8 protein-coding genes, 6 tRNA genes and 3 rRNA genes are annotated in these 16,207 nt (G+C 42.0%); 4 read left to right on the top strand and 13 right to left on the bottom strand.

What is annotated here, in order from left to right:
• Positions 1–583: 583 nt before the first annotated feature.
• From GZH82_RS09540 to GZH82_RS09555, 4 genes are read left to right on the top strand one after another with little or no spacing between them, the layout of a single operon-like run.
• Positions 584–2,119, top strand: a complete 1,536-nt coding sequence (locus tag GZH82_RS09540) for a PTS mannitol transporter subunit IIBC (RefSeq protein ID WP_162682296.1) — start codon at positions 584–586, stop codon at positions 2,117–2,119.
• A 32-nt stretch (positions 2,120–2,151) separates the two neighbouring features.
• Complete coding sequence (locus GZH82_RS09545) at positions 2,152–4,182, top strand: BglG family transcription antiterminator (protein WP_162682297.1); 2,031 nt, start codon at positions 2,152–2,154, stop codon at positions 4,180–4,182.
• 16 nt (positions 4,183–4,198) lie between these two features.
• On the top strand, positions 4,199–4,633 hold the full coding sequence (locus tag GZH82_RS09550) for a PTS mannitol transporter subunit IIA (protein ID WP_162682298.1): 435 nt from the start codon (positions 4,199–4,201) through the stop codon (positions 4,631–4,633).
• Positions 4,633–5,739 carry a mannitol-1-phosphate 5-dehydrogenase gene (locus tag GZH82_RS09555; protein WP_162682299.1) on the top strand — a complete coding sequence of 369 codons (1,107 nt, stop codon included), beginning with the start codon at positions 4,633–4,635 and terminating at the stop codon, positions 5,737–5,739. Before GZH82_RS09550 ends, GZH82_RS09555 begins: the two co-directional genes overlap by 1 nt.
• Before the next feature lie 138 nt (positions 5,740–5,877).
• Here the strand turns inward: GZH82_RS09555 and glmM are convergent, their stop codons facing one another.
• The 13 genes from glmM to GZH82_RS09620 all read right to left on the bottom strand — a co-directional run bounded on the left by glmM (position 5,878) and on the right by GZH82_RS09620 (position 16,060).
• A complete protein-coding gene (glmM, locus tag GZH82_RS09560; RefSeq protein ID WP_162682300.1) occupies positions 5,878–7,233 on the bottom strand; it encodes a phosphoglucosamine mutase in 1,356 nt (451 codons plus the stop codon).
• Between the two features lie 27 nt (positions 7,234–7,260).
• Positions 7,261–8,193 (bottom strand): CdaR family protein, encoded by a 933-nt coding sequence (locus GZH82_RS09565; RefSeq protein WP_162682301.1) that lies wholly within the window; start codon positions 8,191–8,193, stop codon positions 7,261–7,263.
• Positions 8,194–9,000 (bottom strand): diadenylate cyclase CdaA, encoded by an 807-nt coding sequence (gene cdaA, locus GZH82_RS09570; protein WP_162682302.1) that lies wholly within the window; start codon positions 8,998–9,000, stop codon positions 8,194–8,196.
• 231 nt (positions 9,001–9,231) lie between these two features.
• On the bottom strand, positions 9,232–10,137 hold the full coding sequence (gene rocF, locus GZH82_RS09575) for an arginase (protein ID WP_162682303.1): 906 nt from the start codon (positions 10,135–10,137) through the stop codon (positions 9,232–9,234).
• Positions 10,138–10,512: 375 nt separating this feature from the next.
• Positions 10,513–10,585 (bottom strand) — tRNA-Lys (locus GZH82_RS09580).
• Between the two features lie 3 nt (positions 10,586–10,588).
• Positions 10,589–10,663, bottom strand: a tRNA-Gln gene (locus GZH82_RS09585).
• 4 nt (positions 10,664–10,667) lie between these two features.
• A tRNA-Tyr gene (locus tag GZH82_RS09590) sits at positions 10,668–10,751 on the bottom strand.
• A gap of 20 nt (positions 10,752–10,771) precedes the next feature.
• Positions 10,772–10,847, bottom strand: a tRNA-Val gene (locus GZH82_RS09595).
• Positions 10,848–10,855: 8 nt separating this feature from the next.
• Positions 10,856–10,927, bottom strand: a tRNA-Glu gene (locus tag GZH82_RS09600).
• A 1-nt stretch (position 10,928) separates the two neighbouring features.
• Positions 10,929–11,003: transfer RNA gene (locus tag GZH82_RS09605), tRNA-Asn, on the bottom strand.
• 9 nt (positions 11,004–11,012) lie between these two features.
• Positions 11,013–11,127 (bottom strand): 5S ribosomal RNA (gene rrf / locus GZH82_RS09610).
• 78 nt (positions 11,128–11,205) lie between these two features.
• A 23S ribosomal RNA gene (locus GZH82_RS09615) occupies positions 11,206–14,127 on the bottom strand.
• Between the two features lie 382 nt (positions 14,128–14,509).
• Positions 14,510–16,060, bottom strand: a 16S ribosomal RNA gene (locus GZH82_RS09620).
• The 16S, 23S and 5S rRNA genes sit together here with 6 tRNA genes alongside, the layout of an rRNA operon.
• Between the last annotated feature and the right edge of the window lie 147 nt (positions 16,061–16,207).

Consider the following 16,207-nt stretch of genomic DNA (forward strand, 5'->3'; position numbering starts at 1 on the left):
CCCTCCTTCATCAGAATATAACCTATTGTACAATGAGTGAAACTTTCTTTGCAAATAAAAGTACAATATTTCCGAAATTTATTGTTACGTATCTCATCCTGATATACTGTGGTTTTACTTAATTATATATTTTTGATATTCTATGCCGTCCAATTATAATATTTAATCATTATTTGCGTACAATGGTAGATGTGATTGCGTCATATCCCCTTTTTAAATCGCTTTCATTTTAAGTGATACATAGGATTGTCCCCATAGACGCCACTGATCATTATTTTATCTCAAAATCCCATTTCAAAAAGCTACCTCGAGACATTATTTGTCATTTTATACTTAACTTTGCGTCTCATTTTTATTACGCCACGAAGCACCCTCATCCCTTTTTACTTTTGGCTCATCATTTTTCTGTTGCTATTTTCTAAAATAATTCTTTATCATGATCCCGTTTCTTCTATTTCATATCACTAAATGTATTTTGTCATTTTCAACGTGACAAGTTGGTATTTTGTATTTATTGTAAACGACTAAATAACGCTTTAAGATGTACACACAAACCCATTTTTTATTAAGGGAGGTCAAATAGATGGCAAATCAAGAAAAAACAGAACAAAAGCCGATGAAAGAACAGATTCAACGTCGTGTTCAAGCATTCGGTTCATTTTTAAGTAGTATGATTATGCCGAATATCGGTGCGTTCATTGCTTGGGGTTTGATTACTGCATTATTCATTCCTGATGGCTGGCTTCCGAATGAGGAACTTGCCAAAATGGTCGACCCAATGATCAAGTTTTTAATTCCATTACTCATCGCTTTTAGTGGGGGGCGTCTTGTCCATGATTTACGTGGTGGGATTGTCGGTGCGACTGCAACAATGGGGATCATCGCTGCATTCCCAGATACACCTATGTTAATCGGTGCAATGATTATGGGGCCATTAGTCGGTTGGCTTATGAAAAAAGTGGATCAGTTTTTACAACCACGTACACCAAACGGCTTAGAAATGCTATTCAATAACTTCTCAGCAGGTTTCCTTGCATTCTTCATGACAATTTTCGGTTTCAAAATTTTAGGACCTATTGTTGAAGGTTTAATGAAAGTACTCGGTGCAGGTGTAGATTTCCTTGTATCACATCACTTGCTTCCACTTGTAAGTATCATTATTGAACCTGCAAAAGTTGTCTTTTTAAACAATGCGATTAACCATGGTGTCCTTACACCACTCGCATCAGAACAAGTGAGCCAAGCGGGTCGTTCGATTCTTTACACATTAGAGTCTAACCCTGGTCCTGGTTTAGGTATTTTACTTGCTTATATGATTTTTGGTAAAGGTACTGAAAAAGCAACATCATACGGGGCAGCTTTCATCCATTTCGTTGGAGGTATTCATGAAATTTACTTCCCTTATGTTCTTGCACGTCCATTGTTGATCTTTGCAGCGATGGCTGGTGGTATGACAGGTGTTGCAACATTTAGCTTATTCAACTTTGGTTTAACAGGTCCAGCGTCACCAGGTTCAATCCTTGCTTACTTTGCAGTTACACCTAAAGGCAGTTATTGGGTGATGTTACTCAGTATTTTCTTATCAACATTAGTAACATTTATCGTCGCATCTGCCATTTTGAAATTTTCTAGAGCTTCTAAAACAAGTCTTGCTGATGCAACAGCGAAAATGGAAGCAACAAAAGGTAAACAATCTCGTGTTCGCGACACATTCATTCAAGAGGATGAAACAGCAACAACTGACAGCGCAACACTCGCTGAAGAAGATCCAGAAGCATTGTTAGACAAATATGACACTGAAAATGTTGAAGCACATGACTATAGCCATATCAATCACATCATTTTCGCTTGTGACGCAGGTATGGGCTCAAGTGCGATGGGTGCAAGTATGTTGCGTAAAAAATTCCAAAAAGCTGGTATCGAAAATGTAGAAGTGACAAACACAGCGATCAACCAACTTCCAAATGAGTCACAACTTGTCATTACTCAAAAAACATTGACAGACCGTGCGATTAAACAAGTACCTAACGCGATTCATCTTTCTGTAGACAATTTCTTAAACTCACCGCGCTATGAAGCGTTAATTAAAAACATTAAAGAAAAAGAGAATAAAGAATAAGAAATCACATAATGGGGATGTGAACTGCTTCAATGTATATCAGACGTCGGGAGCGTGACATATTAGAAATACTCCTAAAGAATCAAGGGTTGCCTATTTCTAGATATGATATCGCTCAACAATTAGGGGTATCTTCGCGAACAGTGCATCGAGAACTCAACAATCTCGATGCTACCCTCACACCTTTTGAAATCACCATTCAACGTCCTAAAAATCAAGGACTCCTCTTGGTCGGTGCACATGATGATATTGCCCGATTACAACAAGAACTCGGTCAAGATACTGTCGTTGATTTAAGTACCGAAGAACAAAAAGTCATTATTTTATATGCTCTAATTCAGTCTAATGAACCCGTGAAACAAATCGGTTTAGCTTCAGAAATTGGCGCATCACTGCAACAACTGAGCAAAGTATTGGATGAACTCGAACAAGATTTGAATCAGTTCAAAATTGAGCTCATTCGAAAACAGGGTGTCGGAATTTCAATTCGTGGTAGCGAAATGCATAAACGCGAACTGTTAAGCCAACTGATGATGGAACGTTTAGATAGTACGAGTGTGTATTCTGTCATTGAAAACCATTTTGTCTTTCAATCGTTAAATCATAACCGCCTGCCCATGGTCGATACAAAAGAAATTTTCCAAGTTGAACGATTGCTCATGGATGATTTGGATCATTTGCCGTATGCGTTGACAGAATCAAGTTATTTGGCACTTATTGTTCACATCGTATTAAGTATTGAACGTATGCGTCATGAACAATACGTCTCTATCAACGAAGACACAATGGCAGAAGTTCAAGCGACTGATGAATATCACATTGCTTGTAAAATTTCAGACCGACTCGGACAGCATTATGGTATTACGTTCAATCAAGCAGAAGTCGCCTTTATTACGATTCATTTACGTGGGTCAAAGCGAAAAAATGATAAAGAGGATCAGCAATTATCGCAAAATATACCACAGGTCGCTGCGTTAATCGAAATGGTCGCAACGGAGACTGGGCTGAAGTTTAACAACATCAACGAACTTAAAGAAGGCTTGTTGTTACACTTAACGCCTACTTTAAATCGGATACACGCCAAAATTGAAACTTACAATCCGATGACGACACGCATTCAAAGCGCTTATCCGTTATTGTTTCAAGCCGTGCGACATGCTGCAACTGAGTTATGGCCTCAACTCCATTTTCCAGACCATGAAATTGCCTTTTTAGTCTTACATTTTGGCGGCGCTGTACAAAAACGCCAACACACATCATCCGTTCTTGTCGTATGTAGTAGCGGTGTCGGGACAAGTCGTATTTTGGCCAATCGCTTAGAAGAAACGTTTCCAATGATTGACCGTACGACGCAAATGTCTGTAAGTGATTTAAAATCGCATGACCTCACACAGTATGATGCAATTATTTCTACAGTAGAGTTGGATTTAGATCAGCCGTATTTAACGGTGAATCCCCTACTTCCTGAATATGAAATTGCGAAGACTTCTGCATTTTTGCACCAACAACTACCGCAAAGGTCAGAAGTGCATCCACGTTTAAACGACACGGACACATCACCTCCTGTAAAGACTATGACTGATGCGACAAAAGTGAACCAAAAAATTGATGCGATGCGCGAAAGTTTACAACTGTTAGATGCATTTGAAGTATTACAAACTGATCTGACGGATTGGTCATATGATATCGCGCAACATCTTTATCACAAGGAGATTACGCACGATTTAATTGCTATACAACAACTTTTGAAAGAACGTCACGATAAGCAATCTTTTGTATTATCACCATTTCGAGTCGCAATTCCACATTTTATTAGTGCACACGTCGAATCACCTTACATCAGCGTATGGCACTTAGCGACACCTTACGACTTTGGTGAAGCGCTCACTGTCGATACGTTATTCTGTGTCTTTTTACCGGAAGATACACAACTTCAACGTCTCGTCAGTGAAATCTATGGTCAGTTGTCAGTCGCTTTAGACGAGCATGATGACGCACTGGCTGATGCACAGCACATTGAACAATGGGTTAAGCACAGTATTATCACAATGAATCAACTATAACAAGGAGCGATTGATTATGGAAAACTTACTAAGAGACGAAAATATTTTATTAAACCAATCTTTTTCAACACAAGAGGAAGCGATTGAAAAAGCAGGACAACTACTTGTAGACAGTGGTGTCGTTAAAGCGGGTTATGTACAAGCAATGAAATACCGCGAACAAATCGTATCAACATTTATGGGTAACGCTTTAGCAATTCCACACGGTACAGATGAAGCGAAAAATGAAGTTATCGTATCAGGTTTATCATTATTACAAATTCCTGAAGGCTTAGACTGGAATGGTGAAGAAGTGAAAATTGTCATTGGTATTGCTGGTAAAGATGGCGAACATTTAGACTTGTTATCACAAATTGCGATGACATTCAGTGAAGAAGAAAATGTAGACAAAATCGTCAATGCTGCTTCTCCACAAGCGATTCGTCAAGTGTTCGAGGAGGCGGATGCATAATGAAAGCACTTCATTTTGGAGCGGGTAATATCGGCCGTGGTTTTATCGGTTTTATTCTCGCAGACAACCAGTTTGATGTGACATTTGCGGATGTCAATACAGATATCGTCCATGTCCTTAAAGCTGAACAAGCTTATGAGGTGACACTCGCTGATGAGGCACAAACGAAGACGACGATTCAAAACGTCAATGCAATTCATTCTGCTAAAGAACCAGAAGCACTTAAAAATGCGATTTTAGAGGCAGATTTGATCACAACAGCAGTCGGTGTCAACATTTTACCATTAATCGCAAAATCATTAGCACCTATTTTAAAAACGCGTATAACACCAGTGAACATCGTCGCTTGTGAAAATGCGATTAACGCGACAGATGTATTGAAAGCAGCTATTTTAGATGAAGTGGATACATTAGACGACAACATTCATTTCTCTAACGCTGCAGTAGACCGTATCGTCCCTATTCAACACAATGACAATATTTTAGATGTTACAGTAGAACCTTTTTACGAATGGGTGATTGAACAATCGACTTGGCACGGTCAACAATTAGACGGTGTGAAATATGTGGATGCGTTAACACCTTATATCGAACGTAAATTGCTGACAGTGAATACAGGTCATGCTTATCTTGCATATGCAGGTCAGTATTTCGGTCATCAAACGATTTTAGAAGCAGTTAAAGATGACAAGATTGTAAAAGAATTAGAACGTACATTAACGGAAACAAGTCGCTATATTACCAACACATTTGACTTTTCTGCAGCAGAACAAGCAGCATATCGTCAAAAAATCATCGACAGATATCACAATAAATATTTATCAGATGACATTCAACGTGTCGGGCGTGGTGTCTTAAGAAAATTAGGACCACAAGACCGTATTATGAAGCCATTGAAAGCATTATACGAAACAAACGAACCGCATGATGCGTTAACACAACTTGCAGCTTATGCACTCGTATACAAAGATGAAAATGATCCAGAAGCCGTTCAAAAAGACGAACGTATTCAAGCAGTTGGTGTTGAAACGTTCTTACAAGAACATGCGCAATTAGATGACAGATTAGCACATACCATTGCGAACAAATATCAAAAATTGTCATAGCATTTGAAAAAAGCTAGGAATCGCGCATCCCAGCTTTTTCCTTCGCTTTGTTATCCATAGTATGATTTCAATTTCAAAGTCAGAAAAACCCCCTCTCAACAAGGTATAATTGCACTTGTTAGAGGGGGTTCATTATTTTTAAGCGTCTAAGCCCATTTTTTCTTCTACAACTTTTGCAATACGCTCTGCAAAGCCATGTGCATCTTCGTCTGTTTTAGCTTCTACCATTACACGAACGAGTGGTTCTGTACCTGATGGGCGCACTAAAATACGACCTTCACCATTCATTTCCGCTTCAACTTCATCCATCACGGCTTTGACGTCTTGATTGTCTTCTACACCATATTTATCCGTTACACGAACATTTACAAGCGATTGGGGATATTTCTTCATTTGACCCGCAAGTTCACTTAACTTTTTACCTGAACGCTTCACAACTGCTGCCAAATGTACACCAGTTAATAAACCGTCACCTGTTGTATTGTAATCCATCATAACAATATGACCCGATTGTTCGCCGCCTAAATTGTAGTGACCACGACGCATTTCTTCCACAACGTAGCGATCACCGACTTTAGTTTTATCAGATTGAATACCTTCCGCTTCTAATGCTTTGTAGAAACCTAAGTTACTCATCACTGTTGACACAATCATATTATCGTTTAATTCTTGATTTTTCGCCATCTCTTGTCCGATAACAAACATAATTTGGTCACCATCGACAATTTGACCTTTTTCATCAACTGCGATTAATCGGTCACCATCACCATCAAATGCTAAGCCAAAGTCACATTCATTGTCGACAACTTTTTGTGCTAACGCTTGTGGATGTGTGGATCCTGTTTCATCATTAATATTATAACCATCTGGATTACAGCCAATTGTCACTGTATCTGCTTCAAGGTCACCGAATAAAAATGGTGCTAACGCTGCTGTCGAACCGTGTGCACCGTCCAACGCAATTTTTAAGCCTTCTAGATTCACTTCGATAGTTGATTTTAAATAACTTAAATATTTTTGTGCACCTTCAAAATAGTCAGATGTATGCACAATATCTTTACCTGTTGGACGTGGTAAATCAGGATTTTCTTGATCAAGTAATGCCTCGATTTCATTTTCTTGCGCATCTGACAATTTGAAGCCATCTGAACCGAAAAATTTAATCCCATTATCCGCAACAGGGTTATGTGAAGCTGAAATCATCACACCTAACTCTGCACCCATTTCTCTTGTTAAATAAGCAACACCTGGCGTAGATATCACACCTAAACGCATGACTTCAGCGCCTATAGAAACTAATCCCGCGATTAACGCATATTCTAACATTTCACCTGAAACGCGTGTGTCTTTACCTACAAGGACACGTGGATGTTTTTTATCTTCGTTATGCGCTAAAACGTATCCCCCATAACGACCTAACTTGAATGCGAGCTCAGGTGTGAGTTCTTGGTTTGCAACGCCTCTTACACCATCTGTCCCAAAATATTTACCCATAAATCATATCTCCTTTTATTTCATTCATCATTCTACATTTATTTTTGCTTTTAATTTTTCTGGTGATGTTTTCGTCACATTTTTCGGTAAGTCTAATTTTACTTCCCGTTCTGTATCAGATGAAACACCTTTCACATCAATTTCACCACTAATTTCAGAAATCTTCTCTAAATCTTGACGGTTTCCGAATATTTCTATTGTATCTGACTCCAAATCGATACTTGAAATATTGATACCATTTGAAGGTGTTCCTTTTGTCGATACGTCTAATTTAACTTTTTTGGAATAAGGTTCTACTTCTGCAGTTAAATCTACTGTCGGATGATCGACTTGCACATCCAGTTTATTCATATTCTTATCAAAAACTGAAATATTCGCTTCTCCCGTGGTCTTTTCTGAAATATTGTTTTCATTACGGAAACTTGCTTTTACAAATGCGATGCGATCTAATTGCGCCTTACCCCCTGTGACTTTTACCGTATCTGGTGACACCGACGCATCTGTAATCTTGAAATTCGGATCAATCACATATGGGCTCACATTCGGCTCAACATGATACGTTCTTGTTTCCTTTTTCTCAACTGAAACGGTTACTTCTTTCGGATAAACACGATAGTTAATATCTTTGTCTAAACCACGTACTTGAAAGTCTAACGAATACTCACCTGGTTGAATGTTTGTAGCGTCTAACACAACTTTAAAATCTTCTGTTTTTTGTGCGCGTAATACTTTAGATTGCGGTCCATTCAACTCTACATCGACCGTATCAGGCGCCCCAGAGATATAAAGACTTTTATCGTTGTTAATCACTTCAACCGGTGCATTTTTAATCGTTTTATTCCCATCATTGGAAACACTGTCTGTATTGAACGAATCACCGAGTACATGATTGACTGATAAAAATAAGAGCAATGCTAAAATAAAAGCAGTAAAACGTAAGCCCCATTTTGATTCTAACATCTAATTCACACCTTTCTTTCCAAAGTGTGAGCCAAACCAATGCTCAGTTAATAGTTCTTCAAACACTTCAGGTGATATATCTTTTCTCAACTTCCCATCAAACGTGACAGAAACTGATCCCGTCTCCTCAGACACAACGACGGTAAAAGCATCAGAAACTTCTGAAATTCCAACTGCTGCACGATGGCGCGTACCGAGGCTTTTCGCGATTTTCGGACTATCTGACAACGGTAAATAACTGGCCGTTGCTGCAATTTTGTCACCTTGAATAATCATCGCCCCATCATGTAACGGCGTATTAGGAATAAAGACGTTTGTCAATAATTCTTGTGAAATGTCTGAATGCATCGGTATACCAGTCTCAATGTAGTCCTGTAAACCGGTTTCTTTTTCAAACACAATTAACGCACCTATCCGTCGCTTTGCCATATACTGTACGGCTTTAGAGACTGAATCCACTAATTTAGGCACTTCTACTGTAGACGTCGTGGCATACCGTTTGAACAAACTCCCTCTCCCAAGTTGTTCTAACGCACGTCTAATTTCAGGTTGGAAAATTACAATAATGGCTAAGAAACCCCATTGTAATACCAAATCAAAAAGTCTCGAAGTCGTCGTCAGTTGTAAGTATTCACTGATTGCTTTCCCTACAAGTATAAATAATATCCCTTTTAATAATTGAATTGCTTTCGTCCCTTTAAAGACTGTAATCAGCAAATAAATGACATACCATACAATTAATAAATCTAGAATATCTGTGATGACCTCAAGCGTACTTAAATTTTCAAAGAGGTGTGAAATTTGCATAGTATCTCCTCCGGTAATCTATTCCCATGTCCCTTATTATACCAATGTTTATAAGCGTTTGTCATATCAGAGTAAAAATAAATCACACTTAAATATTTCAAGACCTACATTCAATCATTTTATGTAAAATTGAATGAAACGAACTGAACGCCAAATTAAAAATGAGGTAAAGATGACATATTTGCTCCTTACCTCGTTTCAAAATTTAAAGTTTATAATTTAAAAGATGTTTTATAACAATGTTTCACCAAAGAACGAGCCTAACAGTGCAACTGCTTGTTCCGCCGTATGATTTCCTACATCTAAGAGTGGATTCACTTCAACAATATCCATTGACGTAATAATGCCGGATTGATTAAGTAACTCTAAAGCATAATGACTTTCGCGATATGTTAAGCCACCTGAAACTTTCGTACCCGTCCCCGGTGTTTCATTAGGATCTAAAGCATCGACATCTAATGATAAATGCACACCATCAGTCTTATCTTTTAAATATGTAATACTTTCTTCAATGACTGAACGTATGCCCCGCTCATCAATATCAGCCATCGTGTAAGTACGAATTCGATGCTTTTTAATATATTTACGTTCACCAAAATCTAAATCACGCATACCGATAAGCACAATATTTTCCGGTTTGACTTTAGGTGCAAAGTCGCCAAGTTGAACTAATTTTTCATCTCCTTCACCAACCAAAATACGTAATGGCATCCCATGCATATTACCGGATGGCGATTCTTCTGGTACATTGAGATCACCATGTGCGTCATACCAAATGACACCTAAGTTATCATAATGCTCTGCAACACCAGAAATCGAACCAATAGCTAACGAATGGTCGCCACCTAGAATAACTGGGAAATGTTGTTGACGAATACTGTCTGACACTTTATCCTTTAATGATTTTGAGAAAGTGAGGATTTCCTCATAATTTTGTAAGCCCTCTTGTTGAGACATAAACTTCTCAATATCTACAGGTGGTGCTTCAACGTTTCCTGCATCAATCACCTCGTGACCGATACGTTTTAATCGTGGTAACACCCCTGCATATCGAATCGCATCTGGTCCCAAATTCACACCTAGCTTTTTCTGTCCAAATGTAGTAGGTGCACCGATGAGTTCTATAATTTTATTCATTTTTGGTCTCCCCTTTTTAATGATTCTTCTATTGATGTCTGCCACTCAATTGCCCCTTTAAATCAATTGAATGTACACACATTGTCAGAATAATTGTTTATATTATTGAATTCAAGCGTTGAAAAAATGCAACGGACAGATGGGATTCAACTATATGTGCTTTAATGAATTTTTATAACTGCTAAGTATGTGTAATAGTATTTGGGGTGAATGAAACAGTAGATTTTATTCATTTTAAATTTTGTAAGAAAATGTGTTTTGAAGTGAATGGTATTTGAGAGTAACGTGTTTGATGAGATATTTCTAATGGCAGTTTTGCAAGAGGACGGAAGGCAAAAATAAAAACCCTATCCCATTTGGAATAAGGTTTGAAAGTGAGCCATAGAGGATTCGAACCTCTGACCCTCTGATTAAAAGTCAGATGCTCTACCAACTGAGCTAATGGCTCTTATGGCTGGGCTAGCTGGATTCGAACCAGCGAGTGACGGAGTCAAAGTCCGTTGCCTTACCGCTTGGCTATAGCCCATCGATGGTGGAGGGGGGCAGATTCGAACTGCCGAACCCGAAGGAGCGGATTTACAGTCCGCCGCGTTTAGCCACTTCGCTACCCCTCCGATATGTATGAAATTAAAAATGGTGGAGAATGACGGGATCGAACCGCCGACCCTCTGCTTGTAAGGCAGATGCTCTCCCAGCTGAGCTAATTCTCCATATATAATGACCCCTACGGGACTCGAACCCGTGTTACCGCCGTGAAAGGGCGGTGTCTTAACCGCTTGACCAAGGGGCCGTGGCTCCACAGGTAGGACTCGAACCTACGACCGATCGGTTAACAGCCGATAGCTCTACCACTGAGCTACTGTGGATCAATCTTAACCTGGCACCGTCCTACTCTCGCGGAACGTAAGTCCGACTACCATCGGCGCTAAAGAGCTTAACTTCTGTGTTCGGCATGGGAACAGGTGTGACCTCTTTGCCATTGGCACCAGATTAAGTTGTAGAATGTTATACATTCAAAACTAGATAGTAAGTATATTTATCACAAGCATTACCTTATGAACCATTATTTTGATTAAGTCTTCGATCGATTAGTATTCGTCAGCTCCACGTATCGCTACGCTTCCACCTCGAACCTATTAACCTCATCATCTTTGAGGGATCTTATAACCGAAGTTGGGAAATCTCATCTCGAGGGGGGCTTCATGCTTAGATGCTTTCAGCACTTATCCCGTCCATACATAGCTACCCAGCTATGCCGTTGGCACGACAACTGGTACACCAGAGGTATGTCCATCCCGGTCCTCTCGTACTAAGGACAGCTCCTCTCAAATTTCCTACGCCCACGACGGATAGGGACCGAACTGTCTCACGACGTTCTGAACCCAGCTCGCGTACCGCTTTAATGGGCGAACAGCCCAACCCTTGGGACCGACTACAGCCCCAGGATGCGATGAGCCGACATCGAGGTGCCAAACCTCCCCGTCGATGTGAACTCTTGGGGGAGATAAGCCTGTTATCCCCGGGGTAGCTTTTATCCGTTGAGCGATGGCCCTTCCATGCGGAACCACCGGATCACTAAGTCCGTCTTTCGACCCTGCTCGACTTGTAGGTCTCGCAGTCAAGCTCCCTTATGCCTTTACACTCTATGAATGATTTCCAACCATTCTGAGGGAACCTTTGAGCGCCTCCGTTACTCTTTAGGAGGCGACCGCCCCAGTCAAACTGCCCGCCTGACACTGTCTCCCAGCACGATAAGTGCTGCGGGTTAGAAATCCAATACAATTAGGGTAGTATCCCACCAATGCCTCCACGTAAGCTAGCGCTCACGCTTCTAAGGCTCCTACCTATCCTGTACAAACTGTACCGAATTTCAATATCAGGCTACAGTAAAGCTCCACGGGGTCTTTCCGTCCTGTCGCGGGTAACCGGCATCTTCACCGGTACTATGATTTCACCGAGTCTCTCGTTGAGACAGTGCCCAAATCGTTACGCCTTTCGTGCGGGTCGGAACTTACCCGACAAGGAATTTCGCTACCTTAGGACCGTTATAGTTACGGCCGCCGTTTACTGGGGCTTCGATTCGTAGCTTCGCTTGCGCTAACCACTCCTCTTAACCTTCCAGCACCGGGCAGGCGTCAGCCCCTATACGTCACCTTACGGTTTAGCAGAGACCTGTGTTTTTGATAAACAGTCGCTTGGGCCTATTCACTGCGGCTCTTCGAAGCGTGAACCTCAAAGAGCACCCCTTCTCCCGAAGTTACGGGGTCATTTTGCCGAGTTCCTTAACGAGAGTTCGCTCGCTCACCTTAGAATTCTCATCTTGACTACCTGTGTCGGTTTGCGGTACGGGCACCATTATTCTAGCTAGAGGCTTTTCTCGGCAGTGTGAAATCAACGACTCGAGGAACAAGTTCCTCTCCCCATCACAGCTCAATCTTAAGAGTGCCGGATTTGCCTAACACTCAATCTCACTGCTTGGACGTGCACTCCAACAGCACGCTTCGCCTATCCTACTGCGTCCCCCCATCGCTTAAAACGAATCATGGTGGTACAGGAATATCAACCTGTTATCCATCGCCTACGCCTGTCGGCCTCAGCTTAGGACCCGACTAACCCAGAGCGGACGAGCCTTCCTCTGGAAACCTTAGTCAATCGGTGGACGGGATTCTCACCCGTCTTTCGCTACTCACACCGGCATTCTCACTTCTAAGCGCTCCACATGTCCTTGCGATCATGCTTCAACGCCCTTAGAACGCTCTCCTACCATTGTCCAAAGGACAATCCACAGCTTCGGTAATATGTTTAGCCCCGGTACATTTTCGGCGCAGTGTCACTCGACTAGTGAGCTATTACGCACTCTTTAAATGATGGCTGCTTCTAAGCCAACATCCTAGTTGTCTGGGCAACGCCACATCCTTTTCCACTTAACATATATTTTGGGACCTTAGCTGGTGGTCTGGGCTGTTTCCCTTTCGAATATGGACCTTATCACCCACATTCTGACTCCCAAGTTAAATTATTTGGCATTCGGAGTTTGTCTGAATTCGGTAACCCGAGAGGGGCCCCTCGTCCAAACAGTGCTCTACCTCCAATAATCATCACTTGAGGCTAGCCCTAAAGCTATTTCGGAGAGAACCAGCTATCTCCAAGTTCGATTGGAATTTCTCCGCTACCCTCAGTTCATCCGCTCACTTTTCAACGTAAGTCGGTTCGGTCCTCCATTCAGTGTTACCTGAACTTCAACCTGACCAAGGGTAGATCACCTGGTTTCGGGTCTACGACCAAATACTCATTCGCCCTATTCAGACTCGCTTTCGCTACGGCTCCACATTTTCTGCTTAACCTTGCATCAGATCGTAACTCGCCGGTTCATTCTACAAAAGGCACGCCATCACCCATTAACGGGCTCTGACTACTTGTAAGCACACGGTTTCAAGTTCTCTTTCACTCCCCTTCCGGGGTACTTTTCACCTTTCCCTCACGGTACTGGTTCACTATCGGTCACTAGAGAGTATTTAGCCTTAGGAGATGGTCCTCCCAGATTCCGACGGAATTTCACGTGCTCCGTCGTACTCAGGATCCACTCAAGAGAGAATTCATTTTCGACTACAGGATTATTACCTTCTATGATTAACCTTTCCAGGTTATTCGTCTAACAAATTCTTTTGTAACTCCGTACAGAGTGTCCTACAACCCCAATAAGCAAGCTTATTGGTTTGGGCTCTTCCCGTTTCGCTCGCCGCTACTCAGGGAATCGATTTTTCTTTCTCTTCCTCCGGGTACTAAGATGTTTCAGTTCTCCGGGTCTGCCTTCTTGCATGCTATGTATTCACATGCAGATAACACGACATAACTCGTGCTGGGTTTCCCCATTCGGAAATCTCTGGATCAAAGCTTACTTACAGCTCCCCAAAGCATATCGTCGTTAGTAACGTCCTTCATCGGCTTCTAGTGCCAAGGCATCCACCGTGCGCCCTTAATAACTTAATCTAAACGTTATGATAAACGCTCGCATTCTTCCTTATTTCTTTCTTTGCTTGTTCATTTACGAAAAGTAAACTTCACTGCGCTCATCAAGAAATGCGTTGACTGACAAGCGTTTTCATCAACGTTTGTGCAATCAAAATACGATGCTTACCATCACCAGTTATTAATTATGTGAGTCGTCAAATGACGACTAGCGATAATTTTTGTTTCAAGCTTTTAAACGCTTGTCACTCGGTTTTGCTTGGTAAAATCTATACTTACTTATCTAGTTTTCAATGTACAAATCATTCTGAATCCTCAAATAAATGAGCATTCAAAACTGAATACAATATGTCACGTTAATCCGCTTATCACCTAATGGTGATATTCCGTATATTATCCTTAGAAAGGAGGTGATCCAGCCGCACCTTCCGATACGGCTACCTTGTTACGACTTCACCCCAATCATTTGTCCCACCTTCGACGGCTAGCTCCAAATGGTTACTCCACCGGCTTCGGGTGTTACAAACTCTCGTGGTGTGACGGGCGGTGTGTACAAGACCCGGGAACGTATTCACCGTAGCATGCTGATCTACGATTACTAGCGATTCCAGCTTCATGTAGTCGAGTTGCAGACTACAATCCGAACTGAGAACAACTTTATGGGATTTGCTTGACCTCGCGGTTTTGCTGCCCTTTGTATTGTCCATTGTAGCACGTGTGTAGCCCAAATCATAAGGGGCATGATGATTTGACGTCATCCCCACCTTCCTCCGGTTTGTCACCGGCAGTCAACTTAGAGTGCCCAACTGAATGATGGCAACTAAGCTCAAGGGTTGCGCTCGTTGCGGGACTTAACCCAACATCTCACGACACGAGCTGACGACAACCATGCACCACCTGTCACTTTGTCCTCCGAAGAGGAAAACTCTATCTCTAGAGCGGTCAAAGGATGTCAAGATTTGGTAAGGTTCTTCGCGTTGCTTCGAATTAAACCACATGCTCCACCGCTTGTGCGGGTCCCCGTCAATTCCTTTGAGTTTCAGTCTTGCGACCGTACTCCCCAGGCGGAGTGCTTAATGCGTTAGCTGCAGCACTAAGGGGCGGAAACCCCCTAACACTTAGCACTCATCGTTTACGGCGTGGACTACCAGGGTATCTAATCCTGTTTGATCCCCACGCTTTCGCACATCAGCGTCAGTTACAGACCAGAAAGCCGCCTTCGCCACTGGTGTTCCTCCATATCTCTGCGCATTTCACCGCTACACATGGAATTCCACTTTCCTCTTCTGCACTCAAGTTTTCCAGTTTCCAATGACCCTCCACGGTTGAGCCGTGGGCTTTCACATCAGACTTAAAAAACCGCCTACGCGCGCTTTACGCCCAATAATTCCGGATAACGCTTGCCACCTACGTATTACCGCGGCTGCTGGCACGTAGTTAGCCGTGGCTTTCTGGTTAGGTACCGTCAAGATGTGCACAGTTACTTACACATTTGTTCTTCCCTAACAACAGAGCTTTACGATCCGAAGACCTTCATCACTCACGCGGCGTTGCTCCGTCAGGCTTTCGCCCATTGCGGAAGATTCCCTACTGCTGCCTCCCGTAGGAGTCTGGACCGTGTCTCAGTTCCAGTGTGGCCGATCACCCTCTCAGGTCGGCTACGTATCGTCGCCTTGGTAGGCCGTTACCCCACCAACTAGCTAATACGGCGCGGGTCCATCTATAAGTGACAGCAAAACCGTCTTTCACTGTAGAACCATGCGGTTCAACATGTTATCCGGCATTAGCCCCGGTTTCCCGGAGTTATTCCAGTCTTATAGGTAGGTTACCCACGTGTTACTCACCCGTCCGCCGCTAACGTCAAAGGAGCAAGCTCCTCATCTGTTCGCTCGACTTGCATGTATTAGGCACGCCGCCAGCGTTCATCCTGAGCCAGGATCAAACTCTCCATAAAAGAAGTAAGCTTGATATAGCTCGTTGATTGTTTAAGTCAATCACTCTTGAAAGTACTTTTGAAGTACTCAAATTATCGGAATTAACGTTGACATATTGTCATTCAGTTTTCAATGTTCACTACGTTTGTTAATCAAGTTTACTATAT

Source organism: Staphylococcus sp. MI 10-1553 (assembly GCF_010365305.1).
GTDB lineage: Bacteria > Bacillota > Bacilli > Staphylococcales > Staphylococcaceae > Staphylococcus.